The sequence below is a fragment of the Bacillus thermotolerans genome (assembly GCF_000812025.2).
GTDB lineage: Bacteria > Bacillota > Bacilli > Bacillales > Domibacillaceae > Quasibacillus > Quasibacillus thermotolerans.
Window position 1 is genome coordinate 1 of sequence record NZ_JWJE02000026.1, and the last position, 20,371, is coordinate 20,371.

General features: G+C 46.3%; 17 protein-coding genes. 1 reads left to right on the forward strand and 16 read right to left on the reverse strand.

Annotation, left to right across the window (positions count from 1 at the left end):
- On the forward strand, positions 1 to 274 hold a 274-nt coding region (locus QY97_RS11060; RefSeq protein WP_046128730.1), incomplete at its 5' end, for an IS3 family transposase.
- A gap of 74 nt (positions 275 to 348) precedes the next feature.
- Here QY97_RS11060 and QY97_RS11065 read toward each other — a convergent pair.
- The 16 genes from QY97_RS11065 to purM form a co-directional block, all read right to left on the reverse strand.
- Positions 349 to 1,116 (reverse strand): alpha/beta hydrolase, encoded by a 768-nt coding sequence (locus QY97_RS11065; RefSeq protein WP_039237410.1) that lies wholly within the window; start codon positions 1,114 to 1,116, stop codon positions 349 to 351.
- A 170-nt stretch (positions 1,117 to 1,286) separates the two neighbouring features.
- Positions 1,287 to 2,717: an Asp-tRNA(Asn)/Glu-tRNA(Gln) amidotransferase subunit GatB gene (gene gatB / locus QY97_RS11070; RefSeq protein ID WP_039237413.1), complete on the reverse strand. Its 1,431-nt coding sequence runs from the start codon at positions 2,715 to 2,717 to the stop codon at positions 1,287 to 1,289.
- Between the two features lie 12 nt (positions 2,718 to 2,729).
- Complete coding sequence (gatA, locus tag QY97_RS11075; RefSeq protein ID WP_039237415.1) at positions 2,730 to 4,187, reverse strand: Asp-tRNA(Asn)/Glu-tRNA(Gln) amidotransferase subunit GatA; 1,458 nt, start codon at positions 4,185 to 4,187, stop codon at positions 2,730 to 2,732.
- A gap of 12 nt (positions 4,188 to 4,199) precedes the next feature.
- Entirely contained in the window at positions 4,200 to 4,490 is a 291-nt protein-coding gene (gatC, locus tag QY97_RS11080) for an Asp-tRNA(Asn)/Glu-tRNA(Gln) amidotransferase subunit GatC (RefSeq protein ID WP_039237417.1), read from the reverse strand.
- Positions 4,491 to 4,654: 164 nt separating this feature from the next.
- Complete coding sequence (gene aceA, locus QY97_RS11085) at positions 4,655 to 5,941, reverse strand: isocitrate lyase (RefSeq protein ID WP_039237419.1); 1,287 nt, start codon at positions 5,939 to 5,941, stop codon at positions 4,655 to 4,657.
- Between the two features lie 296 nt (positions 5,942 to 6,237).
- A complete protein-coding gene (locus QY97_RS11090; protein WP_039237421.1) occupies positions 6,238 to 7,410 on the reverse strand; it encodes a CamS family sex pheromone protein in 1,173 nt (390 codons plus the stop codon).
- Positions 7,411 to 7,426: 16 nt separating this feature from the next.
- Positions 7,427 to 9,433 (reverse strand): NAD-dependent DNA ligase LigA, encoded by a 2,007-nt coding sequence (gene ligA, locus QY97_RS11095; protein WP_039237423.1) that lies wholly within the window; start codon positions 9,431 to 9,433, stop codon positions 7,427 to 7,429.
- Positions 9,434 to 9,450: 17 nt separating this feature from the next.
- Positions 9,451 to 11,652, reverse strand: a complete 2,202-nt coding sequence (pcrA, locus tag QY97_RS11100) for a DNA helicase PcrA (RefSeq protein WP_039237426.1) — start codon at positions 11,650 to 11,652, stop codon at positions 9,451 to 9,453.
- Positions 11,653 to 11,684: 32 nt separating this feature from the next.
- The gene (gene pcrB, locus QY97_RS11105; RefSeq protein ID WP_039237428.1) at positions 11,685 to 12,377 is read right to left on the reverse strand and encodes a heptaprenylglyceryl phosphate synthase; all 693 of its coding nucleotides are present in this window, start codon (positions 12,375 to 12,377) and stop codon (positions 11,685 to 11,687) included.
- 154 nt (positions 12,378 to 12,531) lie between these two features.
- Positions 12,532 to 12,861, reverse strand: a complete 330-nt coding sequence (locus tag QY97_RS11110; protein ID WP_039237430.1) for a YerC/YecD family TrpR-related protein — start codon at positions 12,859 to 12,861, stop codon at positions 12,532 to 12,534.
- 21 nt (positions 12,862 to 12,882) lie between these two features.
- Entirely contained in the window at positions 12,883 to 13,905 is a 1,023-nt protein-coding gene (locus tag QY97_RS11115; RefSeq protein ID WP_039237433.1) for a DUF3048 domain-containing protein, read from the reverse strand.
- A gap of 38 nt (positions 13,906 to 13,943) precedes the next feature.
- The gene (locus QY97_RS11120) at positions 13,944 to 15,680 is read right to left on the reverse strand and encodes an adenine deaminase C-terminal domain-containing protein (protein WP_039237434.1); all 1,737 of its coding nucleotides are present in this window, start codon (positions 15,678 to 15,680) and stop codon (positions 13,944 to 13,946) included.
- Positions 15,681 to 15,888: 208 nt separating this feature from the next.
- The gene (gene purD / locus QY97_RS11125) at positions 15,889 to 17,166 is read right to left on the reverse strand and encodes a phosphoribosylamine--glycine ligase (protein WP_039237436.1); all 1,278 of its coding nucleotides are present in this window, start codon (positions 17,164 to 17,166) and stop codon (positions 15,889 to 15,891) included.
- 18 nt (positions 17,167 to 17,184) lie between these two features.
- A complete protein-coding gene (gene purH, locus QY97_RS11130) occupies positions 17,185 to 18,720 on the reverse strand; it encodes a bifunctional phosphoribosylaminoimidazolecarboxamide formyltransferase/IMP cyclohydrolase (protein WP_039237438.1) in 1,536 nt (511 codons plus the stop codon).
- Positions 18,717 to 19,322: a phosphoribosylglycinamide formyltransferase gene (purN, locus tag QY97_RS11135; RefSeq protein WP_039237440.1), complete on the reverse strand. Its 606-nt coding sequence runs from the start codon at positions 19,320 to 19,322 to the stop codon at positions 18,717 to 18,719. Before purN ends, purH begins: the two co-directional genes overlap by 4 nt.
- Entirely contained in the window at positions 19,319 to 20,347 is a 1,029-nt protein-coding gene (gene purM / locus QY97_RS11140; protein WP_039237442.1) for a phosphoribosylformylglycinamidine cyclo-ligase, read from the reverse strand. The genes purN and purM overlap by 4 nt, the downstream gene beginning before the upstream one ends.
- Between the last annotated feature and the right edge of the window lie 24 nt (positions 20,348 to 20,371).

Below are 20,371 nucleotides of genomic sequence, written 5' to 3' on the forward strand. Positions count from 1 at the left end.
TCATTATACAAGTCCAATCTTTCAAAAAGCAGTGAAGAAATTAGGGTTACGCCACTCTATGTCAAGACGAGGAAACTGTTGGGATAACGCCCCCCAAGAGTCATTCTTTGGCCATCTTAAAGATGAAGCCTCTATTAAAGCATGTACAACATTAGATGAATTAAAAAAAGAAATAAAACAATACATGATCTATTACAATCACTATAGATATCAATGGAATTTAAAAAAGATGACCCCTGTTCAATACAGAGATCATCTTCTTAAAACTGCCTAGGCTTTTTTTAAAATGTCCTTTACAAAGGGTACACTTTAGTATGAGAGATCATACAGCAGGCGGTTTTTTATTATTTATTTTGCGGCGTATTGCCCCTTTGCCGTATGTGCATGAATAAAGCGAATCGCCTGCTCAGCGATCGTGCCTTTATCATAATCCATCGAAGCAACATGATAAGAATTCGGCAAGGTAACAAGCTTTTTGTTTTTAGAAGCGAGTGACCGGTAAATAAACGTTGTATTTTCGGGAGGTACCACATGGTCAATAGCCGACTTGATGCATAAGGCGGGTGTATCAACACGGCTAACGACAGGCCATGTTTCCCTCATTAGTTCCTGCAACTCATGAACCGCCCGGAGAGGCACCTTCTCGTAAGCAATTTCAACAACGTCCTTTGCCTTGATGTCCGGCTCTCCTTCCTCAATGAAGCGGGGAGCAGACACCTCTCTATACTGATCGAAAGCCGGCAAGGAGAGAGCTGCATTGATCGTGATAATGCCTTCAATGTCTTTATGTTCGGAAGCAAGCCGCAATGCCAATGCCCCTCCCATGGACTGCCCCATCACAAAAACTCTTTTGCCCCGTGCTTTTAACTGCAGATAGGCCTCTCTCACACTTTCATACCAGTCTTCTTTCGTGCATTTCTCCATATCTAAGTAATGAGTTCCATGTCCCTTTAAGCGAGGAGCCAGCACTGTAAACCCTTGCTCAGCCAGCTTCTTTCCCAAGTAACGCACACTTTGCGGCGTACCAACAAACCCGTGAGAAAGCAAAATACCAATCTCATTTCCTTCAAAATAAAATGACTCCGCGCCAGGGATTACTGAAAATTGTTCGTTCATGGTGGCTCCTCCTTTAATTCCTAGTAATTTTATTGGTTAAATACATTTTAATCCTTCATATCCTATAAGTCAACTAGGATTTAAAGTTTACTTTCCCCTTTTCTGTTCCTTTAACCCCTTCCTCATAAAAAACCCCCGCCGGACTTTTCCGGCAGGGGTCATTCATCTATTTACCGCTTCTTAATTTCTTCCATTAACAGCTTATTTAAAACAGCCGGATTCGCCTGTCCTTTTGAAGCCTTCATAATTTGGCCAACAAGGAAACCAATCGCTTTGTTTTTACCGTTTTTGAAGTCTTCTACAGACTGCGGATTCGCGTCGATGGCTTCAGTTACAAACTTCAGCAATTCGCTCTCGTCTGAAATTTGTACCAAACCTTTTTCTTTCACGATCTTCTCTGGATCGCCGCCTTTTTCAACCAGCTCTTTAAATACTTTCTTGGCAATTTTAGAAGAGATGGTTCCCTTTTCAATCAGCTTGATCATCGCTGCCAAGCTTTGTGGTGTTAGTGCCGCCTCGCTCAGTTCTTTACCTTCTGCATTCAGATAAGCTGATACTTCACCCATCATCCAGTTGGAAGCGAGCTTAGCGTCTGCGCCTTCTTCAACCGTCGCTTCAAAGAAATCGGCCATTTCCTTCGTCAGCGTCAGCACTTTCGCATCATGCGCCGGCAATCCAAGCTCATTCATATAGCGCTCTTTTCGCTGGTCCGGCAGTTCAGGAATGGAAGCGCGCACCCGCTCTTTCCATTCATCGTCAATATACAGCTCAACCAGGTCCGGCTCAGGGAAGTAACGGTAATCATCCGATCCTTCCTTGACACGCATCAGCAAGGTTTTGCCCGTTGCTTCATCAAAGCGGCGGGTTTCCTGCTCGATCACACCGCCGGAGGATAATACGTCTGCCTGGCGCTTCTCTTCGTACTCTAGGCCTTTTCTAACAAAGTTGAAAGAGTTTAAGTTTTTCAGCTCCGTCTTCGTGCCAAATTCCTCCTGGCCGTATGGACGCAAGGAGATATTCGCATCGCAGCGAAGCGAGCCCTCTTCCATCTTACAATCAGATACCTCTGTATACTGAATGATGGACTTCAGCTTTTCCAGGTAAGCGTATGCTTCCTCCGGTGTGCGGATATCCGGCTCAGAAACAATCTCCACCAGCGGCGTGCCTTGGCGGTTGTAATCAACAAGTGAATAGCCGTCTTTTGTGTGTGTCAGCTTACCAGCATCTTCTTCTAAATGAAGGCGGGTAATACCAATTCTTTTCTTTTGGCCATCTACTTCAATTTCGATCCAGCCATTTTCACCGATCGGCTGATCAAATTGAGAGATCTGATAGGCTTTTGGATTATCTGGATAGAAATAGTTCTTGCGGTCAAACTTCGTTTCTGTTGCAACTTCGCAGTTCAGCGCCATCGCTGCTTTCATAGCAAACTCCACAGCCCGCTTGTTTAGAACTGGAAGAACACCAGGATAACCAAGGTCGATAACCGTTGTATTCGTGTTTGGCTCCGCTCCGAAATGGGCAGGAGCGGAAGAAAAGATTTTCGATTCTGTTTTTAATTCGACATGGACCTCTAGTCCAATCACCGTTTCAAAATTCATGTTCGTCACCCCTTACAGCGATGGTTTCTGTTGATGAAAGTTAGTTGCTTGCTCATAAGCATAAGCCGTACGATAGATGGTTTTCTCGTCAAAGTGTTTGCCGATAATTTGCAGACCAAGCGGCATGCCATCTGAGAATCCGCACGGCACAGAAATTCCCGGGACCCCTGCAAGGTTAACCGGAATCGTCAGAATATCGTTCGCATACATCGTTAACGGATCATCAATATTGTCGCCGATTTTAAAGGCTGGCGTCGGTGTTGTTGGACCAATGATGACATCGTACTTTTCGAACACATCTTCAAAATCCTTCTTAATTAACGTACGTGCTTTCTGGGCCTTCTTGTAATACGCATCATAATAGCCTGAGCTTAGCGCGAATGTACCAAGCATAATGCGGCGTTTGACTTCATCGCCAAAGCCTTCTGCTCGTGTTTTCTTATAAAGGTCAATCAGGTTCTCTGCCCCTTCTGCCCGGTAGCCGTAGCGGATACCGTCAAAGCGGGCAAGGTTAGAAGAGGCTTCAGAGGAAGCAAGGACATAGTAGGCAGGCAAGCCGTACTTGGAGTGAGGCAGAGAGACCTCTTCCCACGTAGCACCCAGCCCTTCTAGCACCTTTAAGGCATCTAAAACAGATTGACGTACTTCCTCAGAGACTCCTTCACTTAAATACTCTTTCGGAACGGCAATTTTCAAGCCTTTCACATCGCCGGTTAAAGCTTCGGAATAACGGTCAACCGGGATATTCGCGGAAGTGCCATCGAAAGCATCTACGCCAGAAATGGCTTCAAGCAGCCGTGCATTATCTTCGACGCTGCGCGTAATCGGACCGATTTGGTCAAGCGATGAGGCGAACGCAATTAACCCATAACGGGATACTCGTCCGTAAGTCGGCTTTAATCCGACTACGCCACAATAAGCAGCCGGCTGGCGAATCGAGCCGCCTGTGTCGGAACCAAGCGAGAACGGTACTTCTCCTGCTGCTACAGCTGCGGCCGAACCGCCTGAGGATCCCCCTGGCACTCTTTCTGTATTCCATGGGTTTGTTGTTGCTTGGAAGCTTGAGCTCTCTGTAGAGGAGCCCATAGCGAATTCGTCCATATTTAACTTTCCAATCGTGATCGTCTGTGCTTCATGAAGCTTTGTCATGACAGTCGCATCGTAAATCGGATCGAAGTTGTTCAGAATCTGGCTGCCGCTCGTCGTACGCAGGCCCTTTGTGACAATATTATCTTTAATCCCGATCGGCATACCGAATAGCAGGCCTTTTGCTTCGTCTGTATCAATTTTCTTTTGCAGCTCCTCCGCCTGCTTGCGGGCGTTTTCCTCATTTAAGGTAATAAACGCTTTGATTTTATCTTCCACTTCATTGATTCTCTTATAAGACTCATCCACTAAATCAGGGATAGAGATTTCTTTCTTATGTAAAAGATCATGAATCTCAGTCAATGTATGATCAAATAGTGACATCCTTTTCTCTCCTTACTCAATGATAGACGGAACTTTAATTTGCCCGTTTTCATGATCCGGGGCATTTTTCAGTACTTCTTCACGCGGCAGTCCCGGAGCAGATTTATCTTCACGCAGTACGTTCTTCATATCCAACACGTGAGCTGTTGGCTTCACATTCTCTGTATCAAGCTCATTTAATTGCTCAGCAAATTCAATAATGCTGTCAAGCTGAGCGGTGAATCTTTCTACCTCTTCATCCGTCACTGCTAGGCGAGCAAGATGAGCAACGTGTCTAACCTGTTCTTCGGAAATTCGTGACAATTCCCTTCACCTCCACAATAATTAAAAAACGCTCACAATACTACTTATCTTATCAAACTTCAATCTTCACTAGCAATATGACCGGCAGCTAAAACACTCGTTTTCGAAAATTTTTTGTAAAACGAAAAAGCTGCCTCCCGTTAAGGAAGGCAGCCACTATGTTATTATGCTTTTTGAGCTTGGAATTGTTCCTCTTCTGTTGAACCTTTAAGAGCTGTTGTAGAAGACTCCCCGCCTGATACGACCATAGATACTTGATCAAAGTAGCCAGTACCCACTTCACGCTGATGACGAGTAGCTGTGTAACCATCTTTCTCAGAAGCAAACTCTGCTTGTTGAAGCTCGGAGTAAGCGCCCATTCCGCGGTCCTTGTAGCCGTTCGCTAGCTGGAACATGCTGTGATTGAGAGAATGGAAGCCTGCAAGTGTAACGAATTGGAACTTATAGCCCATCTTGCCGAGCTCAACTTGGAAGTTTTCAATTGTTTCATCATCCAGCTTCGCTTTCCAGTTAAAGGAAGGAGAGCAGTTATAAGCAAGCATTTTGCCTGGGAACTTCTCATGAATAGCCTCAGCAAAGCGGCGGGCTTCTTCAAGGTTCGGTTCGGACGTTTCGCACCAGATAAGGTCGGCATATGGAGCATAAGCAAGGCCGCGGGCAATCGCTTGGTCAAGACCTGCTTTTGTACGATAGAAGCCGTCTGGCGTACGTTCACCAGTAATAAATGGTGCATCTGCCGGATCAAAGTCACTTGTAATTAAGTCAGCTGCATTTGCATCTGTACGGGCAATCAGTATGGTTGGCGTTCCCATTACATCCGCTGCAAGGCGGGCAGAAATCAGGTTTTTAACAGCTGTTTTTGTTGGGAGAAGAACCTTTCCTCCCAGGTGTCCGCACTTCTTCTCTGAAGAAAGCTGATCCTCAAAGTGGACGCCTGCTGCACCAGATTCGATCATGCCTTTCATCAGCTCGAATACGTTCAGCTGTCCGCCAAATCCAGCCTCTGCGTCAGCTACAATCGGTGCAAAGTAATCGATAGAATCGTCACCTTCCATATGAGCGATTTGATCAGCACGCTGAAGAGATTGATTAATGCGTTTTACTACATGCGGTACACTGTTTGCTGGATATAAGCTCTGGTCAGGATACATTTGACCAGAAAGGTTGGCATCCGCTGCTACTTGCCAGCCGCTCAGATAAATAGCTTTCAACCCGGCTTTTACTTGTTGAACCGCTTGGTTACCAGTCAAAGCACCAAGAGCATTAATGAAGTCTTCTGTGTTTAGATAGTTCCATAGTTTCTCTGCTCCGCGACGTGCAAGTGTATACTCAATATCGATTGATCCGCGCAATTTGATTACATCTTCTGCTGTATAAGGACGTGTGATCCCTTGCCATCTTTCTTCCTTTGCCCATTGCTCTTTTAACTGTTGTACACGCTCATTTGTCATTTTTCATTCCTCCAAAGTGTTTATAGTTTCACAGCTCCTGTAGTACAGAAATTATGTAACAGTGCTGCATTCTCACGTGGTCAGAAATCCTTGATGCCGTGTAGTTTCAGTGAAGCCTCCCTTGTTTGTTGTACTACAGTAACTTGTTGTTATTTGTATTATATAACAGAATGCCGGAAATAGGAACCCCTTTTTCTAATAATTTTAAATTTTTATTCGACAATCATAAAAAAAAACAGCTGTCGACCTGTCTCGACAGCTGAAATAAACTTAATTTACTAGATATATTTCTTCTTTTACTTGTACACATACACACGGGGTTCCTGATTTTCCGCTTCTCTCACAATTAAAGCTTCTGGTCCGCTATTGGAATAAATATTGACTTCGATCGGCACATAAGCAGGAAAATGATCCATCACAAGCCCCGTCACGTATTGAGTAAACCCGGTTGCTTCCGCCTTCCCGTAGAACTCGATAGGAATATCAATTTTCAAATCAACGAGCTGATCACCATTATAAAGAGCTGTACCAACAATACCATTGTGATTATCAAATTGCTCTTCTATATCCTGCTTAAAGTTCAGAAAATATGTGGCATCATCCCGATGGTCTCTCTCCGCTTCATCAGATGGAAGCAGGTAGTACTTCTCGTTGACTGTTTCCCAGCTTTTGATCGCATTTTCATTTTTCTCGAGGTGGGTGTAGGCAATAAAGTTTCCTGGAACGACCGAATCCCGGGACTCCTGCTTGAATAATGCAATCGTCACTGGCACATCCTTCAGTCCTTCCATCTGCCGTACCCGCTTCGCTACTTCTTCAGCAATTTTCTTTCCTTCCCGTTCCACGACCTCATCAGGTATTTCATAATCATACACAGCGCCATACTTCTCTTTCGTATAGTAATGAACAGAATTTAACGCAAGACCAATCACTGCGCCTGACAGCTGCAGCGAGTTATCCTCTGTTTTCGTTAGATAGTTATGCTCCATAATATGAGCTAAATAAATGGGACTCTTCTCATTACGCTCTTCAACCGAGCCTTCTTCATTATCTACTGGATTCAAGCCGAGGTTTTCTTCCGGCTTGAGCTCTCTTTCCTTAAGCTGCTCTTCCGTATACTTTCGAGAAAGCCACGATCTTATCGTATTCGCTTCAATCATTTGCCCTTCCTGGAATAAATAGGTATCAGGAGAAAAATGCTCCTGGGCGATCCTCATTAAACCTGTTTCAAATTCCACTATGTCGTAGCGGGTGTTTAAATTAGAGACAACCATTCCCCTAGCCTTGCCTGGCTTATATGGCACAATCGTTCGATAATAGCTCTCAGACAGCTGATAATTTGGAATAATCGCCTTCTCCTGTTCTCCGTCTCCTTGAATGACTTCCTTTTCGTTCTCTATATCATCCGGCGCACAGCCGCTAATGAGCAGCATAACAGCAAGTGCCGCCGAAAAGATTCTCTTGTTCAAACGAGCCACCTCTTACTTAATTAAGTTCATCCAGCAGTTGCTTCTCATCCCATACTTCCACATTCAATTGCACCGCTTTGTCCAATTTCGAGCCCGCTTCTTCTCCAGCTATGACGAGATCAGTATTTTTGCTTACACTGCCGGACACCTTTCCGCCAAGAGCTTCGATTCGTTCTTTCGCTTCATTTCGTGTCAGCTCGTGCAGCTTTCCTGTCAGCACGACGGTTTTGCCTGCGAAAAAGGAGTCAGAAGCTTCTGCTGCCGCCAGCTTTGGCCCTTTGTAGGTCATATTGACGCCGGCATCCTTAAGCTTGCGAATTAGTTCGCTTACTTCCGGCAGTTCAAAGTAAGCCACAATGGCATCCGCCATCTTATCGCCGATTTCATGGATCGCTGTCAGCTGTTCCATATCAGCGGACGCCAGGGTATCCATCGTTTCAAAGTGCTGTGCCAGCGTCTTAGCCGCCTTGGCACCTACATGGCGAATCCCCAGTCCAAACAGCAGCTTTTCTAAGGAGTTTAATTTAGATGCTTCGATAGCTTGCAATAAATTATCAGCGGATTTATCGCCCATCCGCTCAAGAGCTACCAGCTGCTCTTTCGTTAGGCTGTAGAGGTCAGATACATCCTGTACAAGACCTGTGCGGTAAAGCTGTGTAATAACCTTCTCGCCTAAGCCGTCAATATTCATAGCATTACGTGAAACGAAGTGAATCAGGCCTTCCCGGATCTGCGCGGGGCACTTCGGGTTCATGCAGCGCAGAGCCACCTCACCCTCTAAGCGGACAAGCTCACTGTCACACTCCGGACAATTGTCCGGCATAGAAAAGTCCACTTCTTCTCCGGTGCGTCGTTCGGTTACGACATTCACTACTTCAGGAATGATATCTCCCGCTTTCTTGATGACGACATAATCACCAAGCTTGATATCCTTTTCCTTAATTAAGTCTTCATTGTGAAGAGTAGCCCGCTGGACAGTCGTTCCTGCCACACGGACCGGCTGCAGGATAGCCGTCGGCGTAACGACACCCGTACGTCCTACGCTTAGCGTAATATCCACGAGCTTCGTGACGACTTCTTCAGCCGGGAACTTAAAGGCAATAGCCCAGCGCGGACTTTTGGCAGTAGCCCCCAGCTCCTTCTGCTGCTCGAACGAGTCGACCTTCACTACAATCCCATCAATTTCGTAAGGGAGCTTCGGCCGCTTGTCCATCCAGCTGCCGATATATTCAATTACTTCATCGATGGAACGGCACACTTTTCTCTCTTTGTTCGTCTTGAAGCCAAGGCGATCCAGCAGGTCCAGACTTTCACTATGTGTCTTGACGCCTAGATTCTCAGCATCCGCGACGGCGTATAGAAAAATGTCCAGATTGCGGGAAGCAGCAATACGGGGGTCAAGCTGCCGAAGAGAGCCTGCTGCCGCATTGCGAGGGTTAGCGAACGGCTCCTCTCCTTTCTCATCCCGCACGGCATTTAGCGCGATAAACGATTGCTTTGGCATATAAGCTTCGCCTCGAACCTCCGTTGTGTAAGGTTCTTTCATTCGAAGAGGGATAGAGCGAATGGTCTTTAAGTTTGCTGTAATGTCTTCTCCAACTGTTCCATCTCCGCGGGTAGACCCTTGGACAAATAACCCGTCTTCATACTTTAAGGAAACGGCCAGCCCATCAATCTTCAGCTCACACACATAGGAGTAGCTGTCCTCATCAAGCGCCTGCCTGATTCGGCGGTCAAAGTCTCGCAGGTCCTCCTCATTAAATGCATTCGCAAGGCTGAGCATCGGCACATCGTGGCGAACTTTCTGAAAGGTATCAAGCGCTTCTCCTCCCACACGCTGTGTAGGAGAATCGGGCGACTGCAGCTCAGGAAATGCTTCCTCAAGCTGTGCAAGCTCCTGCAGCAGCCGGTCATATTCAGAGTCAGGAACAGACGGCTGATCCAACACGTAGTACTCGTAACTATATTGATTTAATAGATTATGAAGTTCCTGCACTCTTTTTTCAGCAGTTTTGATGTCCATCTCGTCCACTCCTTCATTTACGCTTTTTCAATAGGGGCAAACTGTGCAAGCAGGCGCTTGACACCAACTGGGCTCGGAAAAGCGATATCGAGCTCTGTGCTTTCTCCGCTGCCTTTCACACTGACAACTGTACCTGTCCCCCACTTATTATGCTTCACTTTGTCGCCAACGCTCCAAGCTTCAGCGGAACCAGCAGCTTTCGGCTGCGGACGTGTAACCGGACGACGGGCTGGCTTTGTTTTTAAGCCAAACGAGGTAGTGACTTTCTCGCCTGCGGCCAAGTCATCAATGAGATCAGCAGGGATTTCACCAATAAACCGGGAAACCGGGTTCATATTTGTTCGGCCGTACAATGTTCGCATTTGGGCATTGGTTAAATAGAGCTCTTCCTCTGCTCTAGTCACGCCGACATACATTAACCGCCGCTCTTCCTCCATCTCGTTATCATCCATAAGTGAACGGCTATGAGGAAAGACACCTTCCTCCATTCCCATCAGGAAGACGACCGGGAACTCCAAGCCCTTTGCCGCATGCAGCGTCATCAATACGACCGAGTCCTGAACGGTCTCTTCTTTATCGAGCTGGTCAATATCCGCGACGAGTGCCAAGTCTGTTAGAAAAGCAATTAAGCTCTTATCCTCACTGTTATCTTCAAAGGCTTTTGCTACAGATAAAAATTCTTCAATATTCTCTAGCCGGCTTTGCGATTCGAGTGTTTTTTCTGCCTTTAGCATATCCCTGTAACCGGAGCGCTCCAGTACTTCTTCTACGAGCTCAGTCGCCGATAAATATTCCTGCTGCTGGGTATACGTCTCGATCAGCCTGCGAAACTCAAGCACAGCCTTGGCTGCTTTTCCGCTCAACCCCATGAAATCTGCTTCAGCTAATGCCTCGTATATCGTTAGATCATTCTCCTGCGCATAGCGGGAAATCTTGTCAACCGATGTGGAGCCAAGCCCCCGCTTAGGCACGTTAATGATGCGCTGCAAGCTGATATCATCCGCCGGATTTGCAATCAGCCGCAAGTAAGCCAGGACATCTTTAATCTCTTTACGGTCGTAGAACTTGATGCCCCCTACAATGTTATAGTCAATATTGGATTTCATTAATACTTCCTCAATAACACGGGACTGGGCATTCGTTCGATACAAAATCGCGATGTCTGACCGTTTTCTCTTTCCTCTTGATGTCAGCTCCTGAATTTTCCCTGCCACAAACTGAGCTTCTGTCTGCTGTGTATCAGCCCGGTAATAAGCAATATTGCGGCCTTCTGGGTTTTCGGTCCAGAGACTTTTCGGCTTTCGGTTAAAGTTATTTTTAATGACTTCATTAGCCGCCTGCAAGATCCGTTTTGTAGAGCGGTAGTTTTGCTCGAGGAAAATCGTGCGGGACTGAGGGTAATCCTTTTCAAAGGAAAGAATGTTAGCGATATCTGCTCCCCGCCAGCCATACACGCTCTGATCAGAATCTCCAACCGCACATAGGTTTTGAAAGCGGCTGGCCAGCAGCTTGACAAGTATATACTGAGCCCGGTTTGTATCCTGGTACTCGTCAATATGAATGTATTGGAACTTTCTCTGATAGAACTCCAACACCTCCGGCACTCGCTGGAAGAGCTGGATCGTCACCATGATCAAGTCATCAAAATCAAGCGCTTGGTTTCTTTTCAGGCGCTTCTGATACTCTGTATAGACCTCACTGACTACCTGGTCCATATAACCGCCTTGTCTCTTGCTGAACGTCTCAGGATCAATCAGTTCATTCTTCGCTGAACTGATTGCTGCAAGAATGCCGCGTGGATCAAATTTTTTCGGATCCAGATTTTTATCTTTAAGAATGTTTTTAATGACGGATTGCTGATCGGTTGTATCTAAAATAGTAAAGTTTCGATTGTAGCCGATCCGGTCAATATCCCGGCGCAGAATACGTACACACATGGAGTGGAAGGTGGAGATCCACACTTCTTCCGCTGCTCCGCCGAGCAAGGTGCCAATCCGATCCTTCATTTCACGAGCCGCTTTATTCGTGAAGGTAATGGCCAGAATATTGTAAGGGTTCACTCCTTTTTCCACCATCAAATAAGCAATTCGGTGGGTCAGCACCCTTGTTTTTCCTGAGCCGGCGCCCGCCATAATAAGGAGCGGGCCCTCTGTTGCCTTTACTGCTTCCTGCTGTTGATCATTTAACCCGTTTAATAATCTTTCAGTTAGAAATTGCATACATTCACCGCCTGTTAGAACATTTGTTCTTATTATACATGATCTTTCACTGCTTTGACTGTCTTTAAAGCTTCTTTTGTATTTTCATATACAGCATTGCCCACAACAACGATATCTGCGTACTGAGCAATCTCCTTTGCCTGCTCTGGCCCCTGGATACCGCCGCCATAAATAAAGGTCGTTTCCTTTAACGTCTCGCGCACTGATCGGACGGCTTCTAAATCGCCGTATGTTCCGCTGTATTCCAGGTAAAAGAGCGGAAGCCGGAACATTTTTTCTGCCATCATCGCATAGGCCTGTATATCCTCTACACTGAGCGGGGCTTTGGCTTCTGTCAGGCTCGCTGCTTTACAGTCAGGATTAGCGATGCAGTAACCCTCCGTATAGATCTCATCCCAATCCATCAGCTCTCCATATTCCTTTACAGCCTCATGATGCAGGCCAGTCACCCACTCTGTATTTTTGCTGTTTAATACGACCGGGATAAAGTACGAATCAAACCCTGGTGTAATGGAGTCAACAGTAGATACTTCGAGTACACAAGGTACTGTGTAGCGGCGTACGCGTGCCATTAAGTTAAGCACGTTATCTACCGTTACTCCGTCACTGCCCCCGATAATAATCGCATCTGTTCCTGATTCGCACACTTCTTCCAAGGTAGAATCATCTATATCTTTATTTGGATCCAGCTTAAATACATGACGCCACTCATGCACATCATACATCCAACAAACTCCTCCATTCTTTTATCCATGCCGGCTGCTATTCGCCGGTGACTTTGCACCCCACCATTATAACACTTGTTTTTCTCCACTAAAACAAAGGTCTGACCCTAGCTGCACTAATGATTTCATGCAACAGGGCCAGACCCTTTTTCGATTATTTTTCTCCAATGGCTTGTTCTTCCTCAGGTGCTGTTTCATCTTTGATTCGGTCAAGGACGAGCTGGTAAGCATCATTTCCGTAGTTGAGGCAGCGCTTAACTCTTGAGATCGTAGCAGTAGAGGCACCCGTGCTGTTCTCAATCTTATGATATGTTTTCCCTTCTTTCAGCATGCGAGCTACTTCCAAGCGCTGCGCCAGGGACTGGATTTCATTTACCGTGCACAGGTCGTCGAAAAATAAGTAACATTCTTCTAAGTCGCGAAGAGAAAGAATAGCATTAAACAGCTGATCTAATTCTTTTCCGCGCAGCTTTTCAATTTGCATGTTCCCTTCAACCCCTTTCTTCTAATTGTCCTTGACATCTACCATTTGATTTAAGCCCTTAGAGGCAGGAATAACATGAATCCAGGTCTTCCCTTCAGCAAAGCTGATAGGCGCCCCATCTTTAAAAGGCAAAATCCGGCCTTCTACGTTAGACCAGTCCGCCAGATAGGCAGCCCCGCCCTGCAAAAAGTAGGCTTTGCCTCCGGAGGAAACATCGATATCCAACCGGCCTTGTCCATCCACGAGCCGGTGCTCCGCTTCAATGATTAACAGATTCGAAGCGCTTAGCGGCTGATCCGTTTCCCGATCAAACTGCTGCTTTCCTCCAGAAAACCGCTCATATTCCCCGGTTTTAGCATTGTATTTATACTCGACTTGAAAGTCGGGATGACTTGAATAATTAATCCGCACCGCTTCCGCTTCCCCTTCTGCCGATTGAGAAACACGAGCAAAGCTTAAAGGATCAGGCGCGCCTGTTATGTGGTACCCTCTTTGTTCCGCTTTATCAAACACTTGCGCGAAATCAATATAGGAATTATGCGGAGCCTGTCGGGAGGGATCTCTTTCGAAAGCAGTCCCGTCGTATTGTATGCCATTCAGTTCTTCTATCTCGCCGCTGAAGAGCCGTTCGCGCGCATTAGGACTGTAGCCGTGAGCGATAAATAAACTATCGTATCCTCTCGCTAAGTCGATGAAATACGTTCGGGCACTTCGGACCGGACCGGCTTTCTCAGGCTGGCTGCTTTGATAAATCGCCAGGAACCTTGTAATATTTCCTTCCGTTAAGACCTCATATACGATATCAGCCTCAGCTAAACCGGTTTGCGGACGAGCTTTTGGATGATTATTAATGACGACAGCGACCGCCCGCTGTTCCGGCTGCTCTTTCACCGGCTTTCCCGTCAACGGAAAGGTGTACTCTTTCGTATGTTCTTGTATAGCCTTTTGCTCACTGCCTTCTTCTGTACCTTTTTCCTCCGTACTTACGCAGCCGCTCATCAGTAGAGCACCTGCTATTGAAGACAGTATAACCATTTTCTTCATAAGTGAACTCCTATTAACTTTCTCTTCACTTTACTATTTTAACGCATTATAGACGGAAAGAGTACCGTTTTCTTCATTACATCGTACATCCCTTCCGATGTAGCCCGTATATACGGCAAATGCGTAGAGGATAGAAATAGGATTGTATACAGCGGGTCGTGGTAAGCGTACCCTCTTTCAGCCAGCAGCTCCTTGAACTTTTCTTCTTTCTCAATCAGCGTCTCCACCGGCTGATCAGACATGACACCCGAAAGGGCAAGAGGAATCTCGTATATAATTTCTTCGTTCTCCGCCATCACGATCCCGCCGCCTAATTCTTTCATGCGGTTAAACGCCCGATGCATCTCTTGCTTGCACTTTCCGATCAAAATAATATCCCCTGTATTGGAAAAAGAGGAGGCAAACCCTGCTACTTCGGAGGTAAACCCTTTTAATACGGTGTTGATCCGCCACTCGCCGTTACGATCGAGCAGAACCAGAAAGCTTTCATCATTGGCCGCAGAGATTTCTTCTACGGACATGTCTTTTTCTAACGAGTACGGTTGGGTGATGACACTGTTTTTCAATTCAATCCCAATCGGCATGGAGAACTGCAGATCCTCATCGTCCAGTTCGTATTGAAGATTTAATGGCGGAAGCCCGGCTTTTTCCCAGTCGATAGAAGGCAGAGATATACTTTTTCCATCTTTGCGCAGCCATTGTCCCTTTGCCAGAACAGACACAGGCGAAGGGTTGAATTCATCTTCTAAAATATTGATATTTGCTACCCGCCCAGGCGCGATCATGCCATGCAAATGCTCCATGCGATAGTATTTCGCCACATTGTAGCTGGCCATATGATAAGCATCAATCGGAGGGATTCCATATTCCATCGCCTTCTTAATCATCCAGTCCAGAATTCCTTCTTTATATAAAGAGGGGCTGGACCCATCAGTCGTGAACATCATCATGTCATATTGATTAAGACCCATATCCTTCATATCTTGAAGCAGAATTTCCAGATCAGGCCGGATGGATGAGTGGCGAAGGGAAACCATATAACCAGCCATAAGCCGCTTGTATATGTCTTCTCCATTGAGTGCTTCATGGTCACTGTCTGCTCCAAGGAGTGCCATCTTGGTCAGTGTCTTGGCAGAAGCACCTGGAAAGTGCCCTTCAATTCTCTTTCGAAGTCTTTTTGTCTCTTGAATCCAGTGCAGCATCATGTCATCGCCTTCTAAAAGCTTTGGCCATTTGCTCAGCTCTCCGCCTTGCACTACAGACTCATGCTCAATCCATGCCTTTATTTTGGCATTAGAAAATACTTCTTCTTCGTTCTTCAGCTCTGTTTGTCCGTCATACCGGCACCACCAATACATGCTTACAGGAAGAGAATGAAATTCTTCAAGTAAAGAAAACGCTTTCTTTTCTTCCAATAACAAAAAAAGCATGAGGTTGTCATTGATCAATGTTGTTGTACCAGTTTTAGCAGCGAACTCTGCAAAGCTGTGCGGATTGTATAGCAGGAAAGGGTGCACATGCGGCTCAATATAGCCTGGAACGAGGGTTTTTCCTTGGCAATTATATACCTCTTCCGCCTTGTTCTTCGGCATTTCATCACCGATGTATACAATACGGTCTTCATATATCCATATATTAGCAGTCATCCATTGCTTTAGCCCTGAATGCAGAAAGCGGGCATTTTGCAAAACAAGGGTGGGAGTGAGTTCTCCGTCAACTACAGCTACATGCTCTCTTAATTGTTTATTTCTCCAACGTTGTCTATGTTCCAGCATTTATTTAAACACTCCTCTAAAGGAACGCTTTCATTCCATATTCTAAATTACTGCCATCTTAACATATTTTATAGTTTACCGCATTAAAGAATGAAACTTTTTGTGAAAAATATGTGAATCATTAGGCAAAGTCTATAAAGAAGGAGCTGTTCTTTTTCCTAAGTAAAGAACAGCTCCTTTTTATCAACCGACATATATACCTCTTAGTTTAACGATTAGAGGAAGAGGCTTGGGCAATCGCTCTGCTGCCAATATCCTTCCGATAAAAGAAATGGTCTGTCGCGATGGTGCTCATTTTAGCATAGGCTGCCTCTTTTGCTTCTTGAGTGGATCCACCCTTTCCTGTCACAAGAAGCACACGCCCGCCATTTGCACAAATGGCACCCTCTTCGTTTCTCATCGTTCCTGCATGAAGCACGCTTGCCGAGTCTATACTTTCCAGCCCTTTAATAGGGTGGCCTTTTTCATAGCCTTCCGGATAACCGTTGGATGCTAGCACGACACCTAGTACAGACTCCTCTTTCCAGCTGAGCTTTGGATCTTTTCCGTCTAGTACATCTAGGAAGACCTGTGCAAGATCTGACTCTAGGCGCGGGAGCACTACTTGAGTTTCCGGGTCACCGAAGCGAGCATTAAACTCAATGGTTTTTGGCCCCTCGTTTGTCAGCATCAAGCCAGCAAAAATAATCCCCGTAAATGGACGCCCTTCCGCAACTAAGCCTTTGGCGATCGGAAGCAGGATTTCCTCAACAGATTGATCGACGATATGCTTAGAGATATGAGGTATCGGCGAATAGGCACCCATACCACCTGTATTCGGGCCTTTGTCATGATCAAAGGCTCTCTTATGGTCCTGGGCTGCTTCCATCGGATACACATTCTCTCCGTTAACAAAAGCCATTAAGGAAAACTCTTCGCCTTCTAAATATTGCTCGATGACTAACTTGGAAGAGGCTTCGCCGAACTTCCTGTCGACCATCATTTCTTCAAGCGCGGACAGCGCCTCTTCAAGAGTCATGGCTACCGTTACACCTTTGCCGGCTGCTAGTCCGTCCGCTTTCAGCACGATCGGTGCTCCCTGCTCTTGAATATAAGATTTTGCTTCGTCATAATCATGAAATGCCGCATACCGGGCAGTCGGAATATTGTACTTCTCCATCATCATTTTCGCAAACGACTTACTGCCTTCGAGCTCTGCTGCTGCTTGATTAGGTCCATACACCTTTAAGCCTTTTTCCTCGAAGAAATCAACGATTCCAGCAGAAAGCGGATTTTCAGGACCAACGACGGTCAAATCAATCTCTCGGCCTGCCGCAAAATTGCTTAATGCCTCAAAGTCCATTTCGTCAATGTTGACACACTCAGCATCCTGCGCAATACCGGCATTTCCCGGTGCACAAAACACCTGCGTCACCTGCGGGCTTTCCGAGAGCTTTTTGCAAATGGCATGTTCTCTGCCGCCGCGTCCTACAACGAGAATATTCATTTCATTCCTCCTGCGTAATTAATGTTTAAAATGTCTAACGCCTGTCATAACCATGGCGATGCCATATTCGTCTGCCTTTTTGATGGAGTCTTCATCTCTGATGGATCCGCCTGGCTGGATGATTGCTGTTACACCTGCTTTAGCTGCTGCTTCTACCGTATCGTCCATTGGGAAGAAAGCGTCTGAAGCAAGAGCGGCTCCGTTAGCTCTTTCTCCGGCCTGCTCAAGTGCAATTTTGGCTGCACCGACACGGTTCATTTGGCCTGCGCCAACACCTAATGTCATTTGATCATCCGTTACTACAATCGCGTTAGACTTTACGTGCTTAACTACTTTCCAGCCAAGCTTCAAGGCTGCCCACTCTTCTTCTGTTGGCTCACGCTTTGTCGCCACGCGAATGTCTGCCTCCTCAAGTGAGTAGCTGTCCAGATCTTGGATCAGCAAGCCGCCTTCTACAGAAGTCAGTACCTTTTGCTCTTTCGTATTTTGATCAAATGGAAGCGTCAGAAGACGGATATTTTTCTTCACTGTTAGGACAGAAAGCGCCTCTTCTGTAAACTCAGGAGCAATGATGATCTCAAGGAAAATCTCATGAAGCTTCTCAGCAAGAACTTGGTCAACCGGACGGTTCAAGGCTACGATACCGCCAAAAATAGACGTAGAATCCGCCTCATATGCACGCTCATACGCTTCTTGGATCGTCGTACCTACACCAACACCGCATGGATTCATATGCTTCACAGCTACGGCTGCCGGCTCAGAGAATTCTTTTACAATTTGCAAAGCGGCATCAGCATCTCGAATATTATTATAGGAAAGCTCTTTCCCGTGAAGCTGTTTTGCGCGTGCAATCGAGAACTCTGAGCCTAGCGGCTGCTCATAGAACGCCGCTTTCTGATGAGGGTTCTCTCCATATCGAAGCGTCTGCTTCAGTTCATATGTAAATGTTGCTTTTTCCGGCTGCTCTTCACCAGCCAGCTCCGTCATATAGCCAGCGATCATCGCATCGTAAGCTGCTGTGTGACGGAATACTTTCGCTGCAAGCCTTCTTCTTGTTTCTTTCGTTGTTTCACCATTTTCCTTTAGTTCAGACAAGACTGTATCGTAATCAGCTGCATCTACAACAACTGTCACGTACTCATGATTTTTCGCAGATGCGCGCAGCATTGCTGGACCGCCGATATCAATATTTTCAATGGCATCCTCTACCGTTACATCCGGCTTTGCAATCGTCTGTTGGAATGGATACAGATTCACACAAACCAGATGAATGGGTGTGATGTTTTGCTCTTGCAATTGCTTCGCGTGGCTCTCTTCTCCATGCTTCGCTAAAAGACCGCCATGAATGAATGGATTTAAGGTTTTTACGCGGCCTTCCAGAATTTCCGGGAAGCCTGTTACTTCACTTACGCTCATTACCGGAAGTCCTGCTTCTTCAATCATCTTCTTCGTGCCGCCCGTGGACACAATTTCAAAGTCCAAGCTGATTAGTTCTTTCGCTAAATCTACAATGCCGCTTTTATCCGATACACTTAGTAAAGCCCGTTTTTTCATTCGTTTGTCTCCTCCATAGCTGCTTCAGTTAAAAGCTTGTTAATTACTTTCGGGTATAGCGTATGTTCAATATGCTGAATCTTATGCTGAAGTGACTCTCGGGTGTCATCCTCTGCAATTCTTACACTTTCCTGTTCGACCACTGGTCCGGTGTCCATTCCTGCATCTACATAATGAATCGTCACGCCAGTGATTTTCACTTTTGCTTGAAACGCTTGTCCAATCGCATCCTTGCCAGGAAAAGCTGGCAGCAGAGAAGGATGGATATTCACAATTCTGCCTTCGTAGGCATTCAGCAATGTCTCACCGATTAAACGCATGTATCCAGCCAGGAAAATAAAGTCAACTCCGGTTTCCCGGAGTCTATTAACGATTTCCTGTTCAAATTCTGCCTTAGCAGAATAATCTTTTGCTCGGAAAGAAAAGACTGGTATATTTAGGCTTGCTGCTCGCTCTACCACATAGGCATCCGGCTGATCACATACCAGCAAGGCGATTTCTGCTGGCACTTCTCCTCGAACAATTGAGTCGGCAATCGCCTGAAAATTGCTCCCGCTTCCGGAAGCAAAGACAGCAATGCGCGTTACACTGGCTTCGCTCATGACTTAAATTGAACCCCTTCTCCAGAAATCACACGTCCAATCGTATAAGCTTGTTCCCCTGCTTGTTCAATCAGCTGTTTCACTCGCTCTTCATCTTCAGCTGAGACAATCATGACAAGCCCGATGCCCATGTTGAAGATGTTGTACATTTCTTTGAAATCCAGCTGGCCATGTGTTCTTAGCGCATGAAATATCTCTGGTACATCCCAGGTACCTTCTTGAATTTCTGCTCCCAGTCCTTCTGGCAGCGTGCGCGGAATGTTTTCTACAAAACCGCCGCCTGTAATATGAGCCATGCCTTTCACCGCTGCCTCTTTCAACACTTCAAGCACCGGCTTGACATAGATCTTAGTTGGTGTCAAAAGCACTTCGCCAAGCGGCTTTGAAAGCTCCTCCAGCTCAGTTTCCGGCGTAAATCCGCAGTCTGTAAAAAAGATCTTACGCACAAGTGAAAAGCCGTTGCTGTGCAGTCCGCTTGACGGCAATCCAATAATAACATCGCCTTCTCGAATCTCTTCTCCTGTAATAAGCTTGCTCTTTTCTGCCACACCAGTAGTAAAGCCAGCAATGTCATATTCACCTTCGCTGTACATTCCCGGCATTTCGGCCGTTTCCCCGCCAATCAAAGCACAGCCTGCCTGCTCACAGCCGTCAGCTACACCTTTAACAATTTGCTCGATCTTTTCAGGCGCCGCCTGTCCGCAGGCAATGTAATCAAGAAAATAAAGCGGCTCCGCTCCTTGCACCACTACATCATTGACACACATAGCCACGCAGTCAATACCGATCGTGTCGTGACGATCCATCATAAAAGCAAGTTTCAGTTTGGTTCCGACTCCATCCGTTCCAGAAACAAGTACTGGCTCCTTCACATCGACAGAGGATAAATCAAACATTCCGCCAAAGCTGCCAAGCGCGCCCATGACACCGGCGCGGCTCGTACGCTCTACGTGCTTCTTCATCCTCTCAACGGCTTCGTAGCCCGCTTCAATATTTACTCCTGCCGCTTTATACGACTCTGCCATTTCAAGCTCCTCCTTACGTCCTCA

Coding starts and splice junctions, on each gene's coding strand:
- QY97_RS11065 (WP_039237410.1), bottom strand. CDS start 1,116: ATGAACGAACAATTTTCAGTAATCCCTGGCGCGGAGTCATTTTATTTT.
- gatB (WP_039237413.1), bottom strand. CDS start 2,717: ATGAATTTTGAAACGGTGATTGGACTAGAGGTCCATGTCGAATTAAAA.
- gatA (WP_039237415.1), bottom strand. CDS start 4,187: ATGTCACTATTTGATCATACATTGACTGAGATTCATGATCTTTTACAT.
- aceA (WP_039237419.1), bottom strand. CDS start 5,941: ATGACAAATGAGCGTGTACAACAGTTAAAAGAGCAATGGGCAAAGGAA.
- ligA (WP_039237423.1), bottom strand. CDS start 9,433: ATGGACATCAAAACTGCTGAAAAAAGAGTGCAGGAACTTCATAATCTA.
- pcrA (WP_039237426.1), bottom strand. CDS start 11,652: ATGCAATTTCTAACTGAAAGATTATTAAACGGGTTAAATGATCAACAG.
- pcrB (WP_039237428.1), bottom strand. CDS start 12,377: ATGTATGATGTGCATGAGTGGCGTCATGTATTTAAGCTGGATCCAAAT.
- QY97_RS11110 (WP_039237430.1), bottom strand. CDS start 12,861: ATGCAAATTGAAAAGCTGCGCGGAAAAGAATTAGATCAGCTGTTTAAT.
- QY97_RS11115 (WP_039237433.1), bottom strand. CDS start 13,905: ATGAAGAAAATGGTTATACTGTCTTCAATAGCAGGTGCTCTACTGATG.
- QY97_RS11120 (WP_039237434.1), bottom strand. CDS start 15,680: ATGCTGGAACATAGACAACGTTGGAGAAATAAACAATTAAGAGAGCAT.
- purD (WP_039237436.1), bottom strand. CDS start 17,166: ATGAATATTCTCGTTGTAGGACGCGGCGGCAGAGAACATGCCATTTGC.
- purH (WP_039237438.1), bottom strand. CDS start 18,720: ATGAAAAAACGGGCTTTACTAAGTGTATCGGATAAAAGCGGCATTGTA.
- purN (WP_039237440.1), bottom strand. CDS start 19,322: ATGAGCGAAGCCAGTGTAACGCGCATTGCTGTCTTTGCTTCCGGAAGC.
- purM (WP_039237442.1), bottom strand. CDS start 20,347: ATGGCAGAGTCGTATAAAGCGGCAGGAGTAAATATTGAAGCGGGCTAC.